The 15,375-nt window shown below is 38.8% G+C and carries 13 protein-coding genes and 1 pseudogene; all 14 read left to right on the forward strand.

Translation table 11 applies throughout. The features are described 5' to 3' along the window. The first annotated feature begins 172 nt into the window (after positions 1-172). The 14 genes and pseudogenes from K8L98_RS25300 (at position 173) to murQ (ending at position 15,367) form a co-directional block, all read left to right on the forward strand. Entirely contained in the window at positions 173-1,495 is a 1,323-nt protein-coding gene (locus K8L98_RS25300; RefSeq protein ID WP_243551516.1) for an extracellular solute-binding protein, read from the forward strand. Next, entirely contained in the window at positions 1,495-2,373 is an 879-nt protein-coding gene (locus K8L98_RS25305; protein WP_243551518.1) for a carbohydrate ABC transporter permease, read from the forward strand. The genes K8L98_RS25300 and K8L98_RS25305 overlap by 1 nt, the downstream gene beginning before the upstream one ends. Next, on the forward strand, positions 2,360-3,190 hold the full coding sequence (locus K8L98_RS25310; protein WP_243551520.1) for a carbohydrate ABC transporter permease: 831 nt from the start codon (positions 2,360-2,362) through the stop codon (positions 3,188-3,190). Before K8L98_RS25305 ends, K8L98_RS25310 begins: the two co-directional genes overlap by 14 nt. A 23-nt stretch (positions 3,191-3,213) precedes the next feature. Next, complete coding sequence (locus tag K8L98_RS25315; protein WP_243551522.1) at positions 3,214-4,836, forward strand: glycoside hydrolase family 13 protein; 1,623 nt, start codon at positions 3,214-3,216, stop codon at positions 4,834-4,836. Next, positions 4,820-5,791 carry an MTP-1 family protein gene (locus K8L98_RS25320; protein ID WP_243551524.1) on the forward strand — a complete coding sequence of 324 codons (972 nt, stop codon included), beginning with the start codon at positions 4,820-4,822 and terminating at the stop codon, positions 5,789-5,791. Before K8L98_RS25315 ends, K8L98_RS25320 begins: the two co-directional genes overlap by 17 nt. Continuing rightward, positions 5,788-6,852 (forward strand): BtaManbiosPhlase, encoded by a 1,065-nt coding sequence (locus tag K8L98_RS25325; RefSeq protein ID WP_243551526.1) that lies wholly within the window; start codon positions 5,788-5,790, stop codon positions 6,850-6,852. The genes K8L98_RS25320 and K8L98_RS25325 overlap by 4 nt, the downstream gene beginning before the upstream one ends. 159 nt (positions 6,853-7,011) lie before the next feature. Beyond that, complete coding sequence (locus K8L98_RS25330; protein ID WP_243551528.1) at positions 7,012-9,534, forward strand: beta-mannosidase; 2,523 nt, start codon at positions 7,012-7,014, stop codon at positions 9,532-9,534. Continuing rightward, entirely contained in the window at positions 9,531-10,523 is a 993-nt protein-coding gene (locus tag K8L98_RS25335) for a zinc-dependent alcohol dehydrogenase family protein (RefSeq protein ID WP_243551530.1), read from the forward strand. The genes K8L98_RS25330 and K8L98_RS25335 overlap by 4 nt, the downstream gene beginning before the upstream one ends. 55 nt (positions 10,524-10,578) lie before the next feature. Beyond that, entirely contained in the window at positions 10,579-11,808 is a 1,230-nt protein-coding gene (locus K8L98_RS25340; protein WP_243551532.1) for an MFS transporter, read from the forward strand. 56 nt (positions 11,809-11,864) lie between these two features. After that, positions 11,865-12,737, forward strand: a complete 873-nt coding sequence (locus tag K8L98_RS25345; protein ID WP_243551534.1) for an ROK family protein — start codon at positions 11,865-11,867, stop codon at positions 12,735-12,737. Between the two features lie 16 nt (positions 12,738-12,753). Further along, positions 12,754-13,704, forward strand: a complete 951-nt coding sequence (manA, locus tag K8L98_RS25350) for a mannose-6-phosphate isomerase, class I (protein WP_243551673.1) — start codon at positions 12,754-12,756, stop codon at positions 13,702-13,704. A 107-nt stretch (positions 13,705-13,811) separates the two neighbouring features. After that, a pseudogene (locus tag K8L98_RS26950) lies at positions 13,812-13,997 on the forward strand (DDE-type integrase/transposase/recombinase); the annotation flags it as partial. After that, the gene (locus K8L98_RS25360; RefSeq protein ID WP_243551674.1) at positions 13,994-14,149 is read left to right on the forward strand and encodes a KDGP aldolase; all 156 of its coding nucleotides are present in this window, start codon (positions 13,994-13,996) and stop codon (positions 14,147-14,149) included. The pseudogene K8L98_RS26950 and the gene K8L98_RS25360, both read left to right, overlap by 4 nt. A 330-nt stretch (positions 14,150-14,479) precedes the next feature. Next, the gene (gene murQ / locus K8L98_RS25365; RefSeq protein WP_243551537.1) at positions 14,480-15,367 is read left to right on the forward strand and encodes an N-acetylmuramic acid 6-phosphate etherase; all 888 of its coding nucleotides are present in this window, start codon (positions 14,480-14,482) and stop codon (positions 15,365-15,367) included. The last annotated feature ends 8 nt before the right edge of the window (positions 15,368-15,375 follow it).

Raw genomic sequence — 15,375 nt, forward strand, 5'->3', positions numbered from 1 at the left:
TACATTTGGTTAGATGCATTAATACAATTTTTGAAAAGAAATGATAGCGCTCCCAAGTGTGAGATTAGCCATTTTCTTGTTTGTTTTTTTGACTTAAATAGTATTACCCTTCAGGGAAATACTATTTGTTGTGAAGTATGGAAAAGATAATTAGTAATTGGAGGAATTTGGGATGAAGATAAAAAAAGTAGCGTCGATCTTGTTTGCAGCTTCACTTACTGTTTCCGGGCTGGCTGCCTGTAGTACAGGTAATAAAGAACAAAACAGCGGCACAAAAGATGGGGTAACAACGATTGAATTTTGGGCTGCTCCGAACCCAACACAGCAAGTGTATTGGAAGGAAGTAGCGGAAGAGTTTACAAAAGAAAATCCTGAAATAAAAGTTAATGTTAGTCCAATGAAGGAAAGCCCAACTTCTGAAGCAAGTATTCAATCTGCGATTGCTGGTGGAAGTGCGCCTACAATGTCTGAAAACATTAACCGTGGTTTTGCCGCTCAGTTAGCAGATAGTAAAGCCCTTGTACCGTTAGATGAATTAGATGGATGGGATAAAGTAAAAGAAAGCCGTAAGATGGAAAATACAATGAAGGGTTGGGAATTTGCTGACGGCCGCCAATATGTATTGCCAATTTACTCAAATGCGATGTTGTTTGGCTGGAGATTAGACATTTTAAAAGAACTTGGATTTAACGAACCACCGAAAACTTACAGTGAAATGTTAGATGTGGCTAAGAAATTAAAAGAAAAATATCCTGATAAGTATGTGTGGGCAAAAGCAGACCTTGCTGATCCAACAGCTTGGAAGAGATGGTTCGACTTCTTCATGTTGTATAATGCGGCCTCAGACGGTAACAAGTTTGTTGAAGGTACTAAATTTACAGGCGATGAAAATGCAGGTGTACAAGTACTAGGGTTTATGGATGATTTACGTCAAGCAGACGCATTATTAACAAGGCAGTCAAAAGATCCTTTTGAATCTGGTTTAGGGATTTTCGTAGATGTTGGTCCTTGGACTATTCCATACTGGGCAGAAAAATTCCCGGAAATGAAATATAACGAAACTTATACATTAGCCCCACCTCCTGTTCCAGATGAAATGGATACAAAAGAAGTTAAAACTTTCGCTGATACAAAAGGTATAGTCGTTTACGCTTCTGCAACGAAAGAACAACAAAAAGCAGCCATGAAATTCATTAACTGGGTATACTCAAACCCTGAAAATGATTTGAAATGGCTTGAAAAGACGAACTTACCGCCAGCACGTGACGATTTAACAACAAATGAAACATTTAAGCCGTTCCTTGATAAAAATCCAGCATTACAACCATATGCAGCAGCCGTTCCAAATGCAATTCCGCCAATGGATAACGCTAAATATAATGATATTCAAACGTTTATTGGTCAACATGCTTTCAATCCAGTGGTAAAGGGTGATAAAAATCCCAAAACTGCTTGGAAGGATATGAAAGCGGCCATTGAGGAGGCTCTCAAATAATGAGCACAAAACAAGGAAGGATGGGCTGGCTTTTTGCCAGTCCTTATCTTTTATATGCAATCGTTTTCTTTCTAATACCACTCGTGTGGTCACTGTTTTTATCTATGACTGATTGGAATTTAATTGCACCAACTTTTAGTTTTGTTGGATTAGAAAATTATGCAGAGGCTTTTCGAAGTGCTGGTGTCCAAAGTGCTTTTTTCGTGACCTTTAAATTTATGGCTGTTTTTGTGCCATTAGTTATTGCTTCTTCAATTATTGTGGCCCTAATCGTTCAGGGATTACCAAAATTTAAAGGGCTGTTTTTAATTGGATTTTTCCTGCCGTACTTAGCTTCCGGAGTTGTTTCCTCACTGATCATAAAAGGACTATTATCTTACAACAGTCCGATTAATGAATTTTTGCGTAATGCCTTTGGCTTGGATATTAACTGGCTTGGTTCACCATTTGGAGCACTCTTCGTTGTAGCGGTGATTATCGCCTGGAAATTCACCGGATACTATGCGCTGATTTTGACATCCGGGTTTGAGAGCATTAATAAGGAAGTATATGAAGCGGCGATGATTGATGGGGTAAATGGTTGGCAGCGTTTTTGGAAGATTACTTTTCCGCTCCTTTACCCTGCTTTATTTACGGTTTTAATTTTATCGATTGGTGTTACGTTTGGTATTTTCACTGAGGTTTATCAATTAACAGGCGGAGGACCAAATTTTGCAACCAATACATGGCAAATGGAGATTTTCACAAGAGCGTTCTCAAATCTTCAAGCAGGTTATGCTTCAGCGATTGCGATTATTGCTTCCGTTGTAACGTTTATTTCGATTTTTATCATTCGAAAACTCTTAGAAATGTGGGGAAAACGATATGGGTGGAGCTAAGAAAAATGGATTATGGTTACGTTACCTAATTGCCATTGTTCTCTTACTGATGATGATCTTTCCGTATATTTATATGGTGCTAAATTCTTTTGCTGATTGGAATCAAGTAGATAAGAAGCTAATTCCGACAGAATACTCTTTGAAATCGTATCAATGGCTGTTAGGCGGTGGAGAAGCACTAATTCCAAGGCCATGGGTGAATGCGTTTTTTAACAGTTTTATTGTCTCTACTGGTTCTACTTTGTTAATGATGGTTTCTGCGGTAATGGTTGCATATGCATTAGCAAAAATTCCGTTTAAAGGAAGAGACACCATTAATAACTTTATTTTATTTCAAATGTTCTTTCCGGCAATTATATTGCTGATCCCAACGTTCCTTGTCATTCAAAAAATCGGAATGTATGACTCATATTGGGGAATGATTTTGCCGAAAGCAATGAGTCTATGGGCTGTATTTATGTATACGAACTTTTTCAAGGCGATTCCAGACACGTTTATTGAAGCTGCAAAATTAGATGGTGCAAACGAATGGCAAATTATGTTCAAAGTCGTCATGCCAATGTCTAAATCGATTACTACTGTTATTTTCTTATTCCTGTTTATGGAAAGATGGACAGAACTATTATGGGATATGATAGTTGCAAAGAGTGACGATATGCTAACGCTGAATGTCCTTTTATCTCAAATGTTCGGTCCATATGGCGGATATCCAGGCCCGTTGTATGCCGCATCTGTAATATTAACAATGCCGATCTTAATTATTTTCTTGCTTTTCGCGAAAAAGTTCCAAGAAGGTATGCAATTTACACTTAAGTAATCCAAGACTGGAGTTCTTACACAATGGTTAATTGGTGGAAACAATCGACTTTTTATGAAATCTATATGCCAAGCTTTAAAGACGGAAATGGCGATGGAATTGGTGATTTTGCTGGAATCACCTCTAAACTTGACTATCTAAAAGAGTTAGGGATTGATGGACTGTGGCTCACTCCCTTTTATCCTTCTCCAAAGGTCGATAACGGTTATGACATTTCCGAATACAAATCTATTGATCCTGATTATGGAACGATGGAGGATTTTGAGGTTTTCATTAAGGAAGCACATCAGCGTGGTATCCGAGTGATTGCCGATTTAGTTTTGAACCATACCTCAACTGATCATAAATGGTTCCAAGAGTCAAAGGCGACAAAGAATCATCCGAAACGTGAGTGGTATATTTGGAGAGATGAGCCGAACAATTGGGAATCGTTCTTTGGAGGCTCTGCATGGGAATATAATGAAGTGACAAACCAATATTATTACCACGCGTTTGCGAAGGAACAGGCTGATTTAAATTGGGCCAATCCTGAAGTGAAGCAAGCTATGTTTGATGTGATGAAATTTTGGCTTGAAAAGGGAGTCGATGGTTTCCGGCTTGATGTCATCAATTTCTTAAAGGTCAATGATTCTTTCAAAGACAATCCATATGACCATGAAAAGAATGAACAAAATCACTTATACGATAAAGACCAAGAAGGTATTTTACGGATTATTACAGAAATCGCCAAGTTTGTGCATCAGTTTCCCGATAAATTCCTTGTTGGTGAGGTTGGTTCCGAGGACCTGAAGATTCTAAAACAATATTCTGGTCTTAACAAATTAGATGTTGTCTTTAATTTTAATATCGGGAGTATCGGGGAGTTTGATTCGGATAAAATCTTTCAGCAATTAGAGGAAACGGAGCAAGTTTATCATCCAGCCCAAATTCCAACCTTGTTCTTTTCAAGTCATGATATATCTCGACATATTTCAAGGTTTGGCGGCGATGAGGACCGAGCCAAGCTAGTTGCTGCTTTGATGCTTACGGCGAAGGGTGTTCCTTTCATTTATTATGGCAATGAAATTGGGATGAGAGATTGGGTTGCCGATGACATCGTGAAAATGAAGGATGTCCAAGGATTAATGGCTTATGAGTTAGAAATTCAGTTAAACCAGTCGCATGAGAAGGCATTAGCTGCAGCTAATGAGAAATCGAGGGATAAGTCACGTACCCCGATGCAATGGAATTCACATTCTAATATAGGGTTTTCAGAGGCTACACCCTGGATTACAATTCCGACTCATGCTTACAAAATTAATGTTGAAAACCAGCAAAGTGATCCGAATTCAATGCTTTCTTTTTATAAAAGGCTGCTGAAGCTGCGAAAAGTACATTCTTCATTAAGTTTAGGGGATTATGAATTTTTACGTAATGAAAATGGAATGATCTATTTCGTAAGAAAAGATCAATTTGAAAAAATATTAGTTATCTTGAATTTTTCTGATCAATCAAAATCTCTCAATATAGCTGCCTGCTTTGCCTCGGATATAGAAATGCTGCTTTCATCAAAGCGAACGAGCTTAGAAAGTGGGAAAGTGGTAACAATTTTAGCAAATGAAGCAATGATCCTAAAGGGGGATATAAGAGATGAACCTATTAAGTAAAGGAAACACTCAAACTTGTGAACAGCTAGTAGAGGAATTCACTTCTAAAGCTCAACCAACCAATCCAGAAAAAATTGTATTCTCTGGTATTGGTGTAAATGATGTCTATAATATCAGCGCACCGTTTGAAGATGAAGGGGAGCTTGTGATTGCAGGACGAGTTGAATCACGGGATAGTGAACACTCCAATGTTTATTTTTTTGTCATGAAAAACGGTGAGTGGGTGCCAAGAGAAAATGCACCTGTTCTTGAAATGCAAGATCCTTTCTTCACTAAAATAGCAGGAGAGTTAGTATTGGGAGGCGTTCAAATCTTCCCTCATCCAACACTCGAAGGAAAACTTGGCTGGCGAACAGTTTTTTATAAAGGCCGATCGATTGCTAGCTTAAAAGAGTTTGCTAAAGGCCCAGATGGAATGAAAGACCTTCGACTTGTGGAGCTTGAGGATGGAAGTATCGGTGTATTAACAAGACCTCAAGGAGAAAAAGGCGGAAGAGGAAAAATTGGGTGGACCCGTATCTCTTCATTATCTGATTTGACAATTGAAGTGATCGACGAAGCACCTTTACTTGAAGACCAGTTTATTGACGAACAATGGGGCGGTGGGAACGAAGCGCACCTTTTAGCTAATGGTCTCATAGGCGTACTTGGGCATATTGCATCTTTTGATGAGGAAGGAAACCGCCACTACTATCCAATGGTATTTGTACTTGATCCGGAAACAGGTGCATTTTCTGATATGGAGCTAATCGCAACAAGAAGCCAGTTCCTTCCTGGTCCATCGAAGCGCCCAGACTTAGCAGATGTTGTGTTTAGTGGGGGGTTAGTTCGAAAATCAGATGGCACGGCTGATCTTTATGCAGGCATTAGTGATGCTGAAGCTCAAAAAATCACCATAACCGATCCGTTTTTACCATTTGAGCAAAAATTCAGTATTAAGGAGAAATCAAAATGAACGTATATAGATATGAAGAGAACCCATTGGTCACACCAGCACATGTAAAACCGCATCGACCTGATTTTGAAGTGATTGGTGCCTTTAATGCAGGGATTGCAACATATAATGATGAAATTATTATGCTGCTCCGTGTTGCTGAACGACCAATTAGTGATGATTTAAATATTGTAAAAGCACCTATTTATCGCCCGCAAACGAATGAACTAGAGATTATAGATTTTAATTTAAATGATCCTGCTTATGATTTCTCTGATCCGCGTGTGATTCGGGAAAATGGCGATAAACAAGGTTTTAAGTACTTAACTTCTTTGTCGTATTTACGTATTGCACGAAGCAAAGATGGTCATCAGTTCACCATTGATGACAACCCATTTGTTTACCCATCCAATGAATTAGAAACCTTTGGAATTGAAGACCCGCGGATTACACAAATAGAAGATACCTATTATATTTACTTTAGTGCTATTTCACCAGTAGGCGTTGGAGAATCAATGGTTTCCACTAAAGATTTTGTAACTACTGAACATCATGGTATGATTTTTGCGCCGGAAAACAAAGATGTTTTAATCTTCCCTGAAAAAATAAACGGAAAATATTATGCCATTCATCGTCCAGTACCGAAAAGTGTCGGAGAGCCAGAGATGTGGATTGCTGAATCGACCAATCTCTTACACTGGGGAAATCACAAGCATTTGCTAGGATTACGTGAAGGTATGTGGGATAGTGCGCGTATGGGCGGAGGAGCTGTTCCTTTTAAAACGAAAAAAGGCTGGCTTGAGCTTTACCATGGTGCAACCAAAGACCATCGCTATTGTATGGGAGCTGTATTACTTGATTTAGAAGATCCGACAAAGGTCATTGCTCGCTCCGATCAACCGATTCTAGAACCTGAAACTGATTATGAAGTAGAAGGGTTCTTTGGAAATGTAGTCTTTTCATGCGGGGCCATCGTTGAAGGCGATGTTGTCAAAATGTTTTACGGTGTTGCAGACACATCGATGGCTTGTGCTGAATTAAGCTTACAAGAAATTCTTGATTCATTGACTTATATTAAATAGAGAGCTTTTGTTGTGAGGATGACTCAAAGCAAAGGGACAAACCCCTCAACCCACAATATACTGAATTACCGCTTTTATTGTGAATGGTGAGGCGTTGTTCCTTATTGAGACATCCTCCTTTTCTTTTATATGCAAATTATCAAGGCAGGTGACGTTCCTATGAAAATAAATGAAAACTGGAAAATAAAACAATTTGATGTGGGGACTGCTCGTGACCTGGAAGTGGCTTCTCCTGAATATATTGATTATTTTTGGATGACAGCATCTGTACCTGGTGATGTTCATTCAACCTTAATTGACCGAAAATTGATTGAGGACCCTTTTTACGGACACAATGATCTCAAATGTCAGTGGGTAGAAGAAAACGTGTGGTGGTATCGCAACACCTTTGAGTTCTATGATGACGTCACGAAAGACGACCGCTATGAGTTGATCTTCGAGGGGCTTGATACGTTTGCTACGGTTTATTTAAACGGTGTAGAGCTAGGTTCAACAGAAAATATGTTTATTAGTCACACTTTTGAAGTGGCAAGGGAACTTAAGAGAGGAAAAAATGTTCTGGCCATAAAATTTGATCCAGTACATGTTCATGTAAAAGATAAGGTCCAATATTACTGGTCAGGATTCAGCAAGAAAAGGATATGGACACGAAAAGCTCAAAGTCATTATGGCTGGGACTGGGGCCCGCGCTTGGTTACTGCAGGGATTTGGAAAGATGTTCATTTAAAGAAAAGAACCTTTGCCAAAATCAATAATGTGTTTGCGAAAACAAAATTTATATCACAAGACAGAGCGATTGTCGAAGTGGATGTAGAAGTCGATTCTTTTAGGAGATTAAAAGATTATGAACTCTATGTAAATCTTTCCTATGGGGAAGAAAGGTTTGCAGCCAAAGTTAGAGTGGATCGCAAAAAAGCAACAGCTGTATTGGAAGTGGAAAATCCTAAGCTATGGTGGACACATGACATTGGGACGCCTCATCTTTATCTACTAACTGTTGAATTGTTTGCCGATGGTGTGAAAGTTGATGATAGACAGAAAGAGTTCGGGATTAGAACCATTGAAGTGCTTCGAAAAGATGAGGAAGGAAATCATTGTTTTACCTTTGTTTTAAATGGAGAAAAGGTATTTGCGAAAGGCGCTAATTGGATTCCGATTGATAGTTTCATTGGAGCAGTCCCGGATTCTCGTTATAAGCATTTAATCAAGATGTCCAAAGACGCGAATATGAATATGCTTCGCGTATGGGGCGGCGGCATCTATGAAAAAGATGTGTTTTATAACGAGTGTAATCGACTTGGCATTTTAGTCTGGCAGGATTTTATGTTTTCATGTGCTCTTTACCCCGATTACAATAAGAATTTTATGGCTAATGTCAAAGAGGAAATTATTCATGTTGTTAAAAGGCTTCGGAATCATCCTAGCTTGGCTTTATGGTGCGGCAACAATGAAAATGACTGGCTGTATGAAGCGTTGTTTTCGTCAGGGGAAATTAGCCATCCTTTTTACGGTGAAAAAATCTATCATGAATTAATGCCGGAATTGTTAGAAGAACTCGATCCAACTCGCTTGTTTTGGCCAAGTTCCCCATTTGGAGGAAATGACCACAATTCTAGAGACCAGGGAGATACACATAATTGGCAAGTTTGGCATGGTAATATTGAACCGAGAACATTTGGGGAGCCCCAGACGGTGGATTATAGTATCGAAGGGCTGTCGTTTAAAAATTTTAAAAATGATACCACAACCTTTGCAAGTGAATTTGGTATGCACGCTTCTTCCAATCGCTATACATTAGAGCGAAATATCCCTAAGGACCAATTTTTCTGGGGAAGCGAAGAAATGGCTTACCGCAATAAAGATATCCATCATCCAAAAGGAATTTTGTTAATGGAAGGATATACAGGAGTTCCGAAGGATTTAGATGAGTACATTGCTTTTTCAATGTTAACGCAGGCAGAAGGATTGAAATATGGAATCGAACATTATCGACGGAATAAACCACATACAAGCGGCGCACTATTTTGGCAGCTTAACGACTGCTGGCCGGGTACAAGCTGGTCCGTCATCGACTATTATTTATTGCCTAAGGCTTCCTATCATTATGCCAGAAAATTCTACAGCCCAGTTCTATTGACAGTGGATTATATCCCAGGGAGAGATTTATCTATTTGGGTTGTTAATGATCGCTTAGAAACCTATCAGGACGAAATTGAGCTGGCTGTTTATCTATTTAATGGTGAAAAAGTATTTTCAAAGCAATGGATGGTTTCAATTGAGGCAAATGTGTCGAAACAAGTGGCAGCAGTTTTAGAACAAGATGCTTTAGGCAGACTTCAACCAGATGAAGCTGTTTTCGTCATCCGCTCAAAGAATGATAGAACCTATGAAAACTTCTATTATTTCTGCGATCAAAAGGATTTGAAACTTGGTGATTCGGAATTAACAGTCTCCATAGACCAAGAGAAAAATGAGTTGACCGTTTCCGCAAATGTGCTATCGCGGATGGTAACGATTGAAATGGATATGGAGCAATTGGTAATCGAGGATAATTTCTTTGACCTACTTCCTAATGAGAGCAGAACTCTTAGGGTCGCGCAGGCAGAGGGAAAAGAAGTTCCTTGGGAGACTTTGAGAGTCAAGGCTATTAATAGTGTGAAACCAAAGGGGGCGTTATTATGAAAGCAGCGGTTTTACAAGGAACAAAGCAAATAGAAGTGATGGATTGGAACTATCGATCACCATCCCCGAAAGAGGTAATCGTAAGAGTAAAAAGCTGTGGTATTTGTGGAACAGATCAGCATATTTACCATGGCCATCCTGGTTCTGCTGAAGTCCATCCACCGATCGTTCTTGGGCACGAATTAGCCGGAGAAGTGGATGAGGTAGGTACTGAAGTATCTATCTTGCAAAAAGGGGACCGTGTTTCAATTGATCCGAACATTTATTGCGGGACATGTGAGTATTGTCGCAGCAACCGAGCTCATTTATGCAATCATCTTCAGGCAGTCGGTGTAACAAGAGATGGTGGAATGGGAGAGTATTGTGTTGTACCAGCAGCTAATTGTTACAAGATCCCAGGCCATATGACGTTTGAAGAAGCTGCTCTTGTTGAGCCATTAGGCTGTGTTCTACATGGTTTTAAGAAAATTCACTTGTCTTCCTTAAGTAAGGTACTTCTTATTGGTGGCGGTTTTATTGGACAATTATTTTTACAATTGGTAAAACAGCAAAATGTTCAATCCATCTTAGTAAGTGAACCTGCTGATAACAAAAGGGAGCTGCTATATAAGTTGGGTGCCGATGAAGTGATCCATCCAATGAATGCTGGAAAGTTAGAGGCAGACGTGGTAATTGAATGTGTGGGCAGGCCGGAGAGCATGGAATTGGCTGTCAAATCAGCGGCAAAGGGCGGCCAAGTGTTACTTTTTGGGGTTTCTGCACCGAATACAATGATTTCGGTTTCACCCTTTGACATTTTTTCAAAGGAGCTTACCATTAAGGGCTCGTTCGTGAACCCATTTACGCACGAAGAAGCTATTTCACTTATTGCGAAAAAAGTGGTGGATGTCGGGTCGCTCATTTCTCATCGTTTTACAATTGAAGAGTTATCAGAAGAAATGGCTAACTTCCGAAATCTTAACGTTTCAAAAGCGATCATTAACCACTAGTTGCAGTAGTTGTCAGTCTAAAGGGCTGATTCTACTGCAAAAGGAGTTTAAAAGAATGTTTCAAATTTTCAAGTCTTTTTCTAAGGAATTAAAGTTTTATTTACTCATGAATACCTTTTTTTCCTTTGGCGGTGCATTATCAGGTATCTTTCAAAGTGTGTTTCTGTGGAAACTAGATAAAACTTATTCACTGCTTGCCTATTATAGTTTATATTGGTCAATCGCTATCATCTTTTCTTTTGGGCTTTGTGCGTGGATTGCCAGAAAAACAAGCCCGATGATTACGATGCGTTTAGGGTTTATCTTTTATTTGATTACTTATTTAATCATGCTTATTTTTCACAACACATTAAGTGATCATATCATTTTGCTGGGAAGCACAACTGGCTTTGCAATGAGCCTATACTATGTAGGCGTGCATATGGCTGTATTAGATTTAACAACAAATGATAAACGGGATCAATTTTTATATGTACAAGGAATATTACTTACCATCGGAGGAGTAATCGCGCCGCTTCTATCAGGGATTTTAATCTCGCAATTTCAAGGTATGATTGGTTATTATGTCGTTTTTATTGCTACATGTGTATTCTTTTTTATTTCATTTTTGATCTCACTAAAAGTGAAAGGAAATCCAGTTACAACAAAAAGTTATTTTTGGGATGTCATCAAGTATCCATCAAAAGAATGGAAGAAGATGTACAAGGTTATGTTTGCCGATGGAATTGTATCTGGAGTGTACTCGACCTTTTTGATTACGATGATAACGTTCAAAGTAGCTGGGGGAGAATTGAGCTTAGGTGTTTATAATACAGCAGCTGAGATTGTTGCAATTGCTGCTTTCTATGTGCTTGCTAAATTCTCTAATCAGAAATATCGTCTGGCAATTTTTGCGATTGGTTCGGTTAGTATATTTTTGAGTTCTGTTTTACTATCTGCCCTTCCTGTGTTCATTTCGTTGGTTATTTTTGGAATCGTTTCACCTGTAGCAATGAATATGATTACCACCTCAATGAATGCAATGATCTATGAGTCAATTGAAAAGGACCCTCAATATAAGGAAAAGAGACTGGACTATATTATTATTCGAGAAATTCCACTCGGTGTTGGAAGAATTATCGGTGTATTTTTGTTTCTAGCTATGAAAAAATACTTCGATATAGAGGCGCTATTACCTATTTCGTTTAGTTTCTTTCCTATTGTATATGTCATAATAATTCCATCACTATATTTTATCTGGAAAAAACCAAAAAAGGGACTCGTGGTGAGTTCTAGTGAAATATAGAAATAAGGTAATTTGAAAGTATTATAGGATATATTTTCATTTGGAGGGATTTAAGTATGTTAGGTGCAATCGAAGCAGGTGGAACAAAGTTTGTTTGTGCTGTTGGTGATGAAAATGGAATAATTACAGATCGAATTCAGATTTCAACCACTGTACCAGCGGAAACAATGCCAAAGGTGTTTGACTTTTTTAATAAATATCCTGTTAAAGCAATTGGGATTGGATCATTCGGGCCAATCGATGTAAACCAAGATAGTTCTACTTACGGATATATTACATCGACGCCTAAAACGGCATGGAAAGATTATCCTTTTGTGCAAGCATTAAAAGACTCCTTTTCTGTACCAATTGGATTCAATACAGACGTTAATGCTGCAGCCTTGGGAGAAGCTACCTTTGGCGCTGCTAAAGGATTGGACAGCTGCTTGTACATTACCGTTGGTACAGGAATTGGAGCAGGAGCTATTGTTCAGGAGAAACTCCTTCAAGGGCTTTCACACCCTGAAATGGGACATATCCTTGTGAGGCGTCATCCGAATGATAATTATCAAGGAAAGTGCCCTTATCATCACGATTGCTTAGAAGGTCTTGCTGCCGGACCTGCTATTGAAGCTCGCTGGGGCGACAAAGGTGTTAACCTTGTTGATCGGATGGAGGTTTGGGATATGGAAGGCTACTATATTGCCCAAGCTCTCATGCAGTATATTTTAATTTTATCACCAAAAAGGATTATTCTTGGTGGAGGAGTCATGAACCAGGAGCAAGTATTTCCTAATACTTACAAGTATTTAAAAGAACTAGTTAACGAGTATGTTGCTTTACCTGAGCTTTCTGAGTATATTGTTCGTCCAGGTTTAGGGGATAACGCAGGAATTACTGGAGCCCTTATGCTTGCTCATCAAGCATTTCTAATGGAAAAGCAAAGTTAAAACTACTTAAGGAGGAATTAAAGTGCAACCTTTATTTTTAAAACCAGTTTTTAAAGAACGTATTTGGGGTGGAACTGCCTTACAAACAGAATTTGATTACGAAATTCCAAATAATAAAACAGGTGAATGCTGGGCAATTTCCGCTCATCCAAATGGACCTTCTATCATAGAAAATGGACCATATGCTGGCTTGGCGTTGGACAAGCTATGGCGTGAGCATCCAGAGCTTTTTGGTAACCCGAAGGAAGAAATTTTTCCGCTATTAACGAAGATATTGGATGCAAACATGGATTTATCCGTTCAGGTCCATCCAGAGGATTCCTATGCTAAGGAACACGAAAGTGGAGAACTTGGTAAAACGGAATGCTGGTATATCCTTGACTGTAAAGAAGGTGCCGACATGATCTTCGGCCACAACGCAAAAACAAAAGAAGAATTAATCCAACAAATTAATTTAGGTAATTGGAACGAACTACTGGGCAGAGTGAAAATCAAGCCTGGCGATTTTTTCTATGTACCAAGCGGAACTATCCATGCATTATGTGAAGGTACTCTTGTATTAGAAACACAGCAAAGCTCTGACACAACCTACAGAGTGTATGATTACAATCGTAGAGATGCAGAGGGCAATTTGCGAGATCTTCATTTAGAAAAAGCGATTGATGTGACAACTGTGCCGCATCATGACACTGGGGTTGCCCCTAAAGTTTTGAAGCAGGAGAATATAACGATTACCACGTTTGTAGAATCAGAATTTTTCTCAGTGTATAAGTGGGAAATAGAAGGGAAGGTTACTCTTTCATTTAATGATCAATATATGCTTCTAAGTGTGATCAAGGGTGATGGAACTCTAGTTCACAATGGTGAGAAATATTCTCTTAATAAAGGAACCCATTTCATAATTCCAGTGGGATTAGGAGAATTTGAATTAGATGGCGATTGTGAATTGATTGTTTCCCATCCTTAAGCATTACACATGCACGCCTCGGATTTTGTCGAAGACTGAAAAAAGGAACCAGAGTTAATCGCTCTGGTTCCTTTACTTTTTTATTAAGGCTATGTTCGAAAATATTGAAGATGCAAGTTGTCATCCAAATAAGACAAGTGAAATATCTCAATAACTTCGTCGAACGAAATCATTGGTTTCTCAAGAAGCGTGATCGTAAGATGTTAGGATTCAATCCTTCCGAGCAGCAAAGGCCATAATTTTCTGGAATAGAAGCGATGTATATGATTAAAAAAGGGCAACAGGCGGAATAGACTTAAGTAATGTTCATACAGTAGTAGAAACATGTTTAGCTAATGGTGCTGAGTTAGTTATTCCTCATCTATATACTTCAGTAATTGACAAACAAACTGGAAAAACTGAAGTAGAAAAAGTAGAAAAACTTTTAAATTTGATGTGGGAATAATTCTTTCCTGCCACTGCTTATTCTTTTCGTCAGTAAAAAAATAGTAGATTAAATCAAAAACTCCCATTCAACTAATTAAGTTGAATGGGAGTTTTTGATTTAATGACTCAACGATGTAAATGTTTCCAATAAAGATATTTCTCCTTTAGAACCATTCTAAGAGTAGGTGATTATCGTTTGGTATTACTGCATATTATGTAGAAAAATAAGATTTTGTAACGTAATTTCATTAAAGTTATATAATTATTGAAATTTTGTTTCAGTCTGTGTTATTCTCTATCTGAGAACGATTTCAGGAACCGATTTCAATTCATAGATAAGGGTGATCATATGCTTGAACATTTAACAACCGAAACTCGTAATGAGAAAACGATGAACTTAGATGAAATGTCTATAACTGAGCTATTAACAGTAATGAACGAAGAAGATGAGAAAGTGGCTAAAGCTGTAAAGGCGGAGATTCCATCAATTGCAAAAGCGGTGGATGCCATCATTCAGGCTAAAAAACAGGGAGGCCGCCTGATTTACCTGGGTGCTGGTACAAGCGGACGAATAGGGCTGCTTGATGCTGTTGAGTGCCCTCCCACGTTTGGAACGGACCCAGGTGAAGTGATCGGGCTGATTGCTGGCGGAGAGAAAGCATTTATAAAAGCCGTTGAAGGAGCCGAAGACAGGAAAGAGCTTGGAGTAGACGACCTAAAGGAAATACAGCTAACAAGTAAAGATGTTGTTGTTGGAATTGCAGCAAGCGGCCGCACTCCATATGTCATTGGAGGGCTTGAGTATGCAAATTCAATCGGTGCAAATACTATCGCTGTTTGCTGCAACAAAGGATCTGAAGTGGGAAATGCAGCTGATATAGCAATTGAAGTAGTGAATGGACCAGAAGTTCTGACAGGCTCAACGCGCTTAAAATCCGGCACTTCACAAAAACTGATCTGCAATATGCTTTCAACTGCCTCTATGGTTGGAGTTGGAAAGGTGTATGGCAACTTGATGGTAGACGTTCAACAGACAAATAAGAAGCTCGTAGAAAGAGCAAAACGCATAGTGATGGAAGCAACATCCTGCTCGTATGAGACAGCGGAAAAGTATCTTGTAAAAGCGAAGGATAACTCTAAACTTGCAATTCTAATGATTTTAACCAATCTATCCTATGAAGATGCCTTAGAAAAACTAAATGCTTCACAAGGATTTATCAGAGAAGCCATAAAATAATGATTTTT

This window comes from Metabacillus dongyingensis (assembly GCF_019933155.2).
GTDB lineage: Bacteria > Bacillota > Bacilli > Bacillales > Bacillaceae > Bacillus_P > Bacillus_P dongyingensis.

Excerpts from the sequence above, each read along its gene's own strand:
- K8L98_RS25300 (WP_243551516.1), top strand. The coding sequence starts at position 173 with ATGAAGATAAAAAAAGTAGCGTCGATCTTGTTTGCAGCTTCACTTACT.
- K8L98_RS25305 (WP_243551518.1), top strand. The coding sequence starts at position 1,495 with ATGAGCACAAAACAAGGAAGGATGGGCTGGCTTTTTGCCAGTCCTTAT.
- K8L98_RS25310 (WP_243551520.1), top strand. The coding sequence starts at position 2,360 with ATGGGTGGAGCTAAGAAAAATGGATTATGGTTACGTTACCTAATTGCC.
- K8L98_RS25315 (WP_243551522.1), top strand. The coding sequence starts at position 3,214 with ATGGTTAATTGGTGGAAACAATCGACTTTTTATGAAATCTATATGCCA.
- K8L98_RS25320 (WP_243551524.1), top strand. The coding sequence starts at position 4,820 with ATGAACCTATTAAGTAAAGGAAACACTCAAACTTGTGAACAGCTAGTA.
- K8L98_RS25325 (WP_243551526.1), top strand. The coding sequence starts at position 5,788 with ATGAACGTATATAGATATGAAGAGAACCCATTGGTCACACCAGCACAT.
- K8L98_RS25330 (WP_243551528.1), top strand. The coding sequence starts at position 7,012 with ATGAAAATAAATGAAAACTGGAAAATAAAACAATTTGATGTGGGGACT.
- K8L98_RS25335 (WP_243551530.1), top strand. The coding sequence starts at position 9,531 with ATGAAAGCAGCGGTTTTACAAGGAACAAAGCAAATAGAAGTGATGGAT.
- K8L98_RS25340 (WP_243551532.1), top strand. The coding sequence starts at position 10,579 with ATGTTTCAAATTTTCAAGTCTTTTTCTAAGGAATTAAAGTTTTATTTA.
- K8L98_RS25345 (WP_243551534.1), top strand. The coding sequence starts at position 11,865 with ATGTTAGGTGCAATCGAAGCAGGTGGAACAAAGTTTGTTTGTGCTGTT.
- murQ (WP_243551537.1), top strand. The coding sequence starts at position 14,480 with ATGCTTGAACATTTAACAACCGAAACTCGTAATGAGAAAACGATGAAC.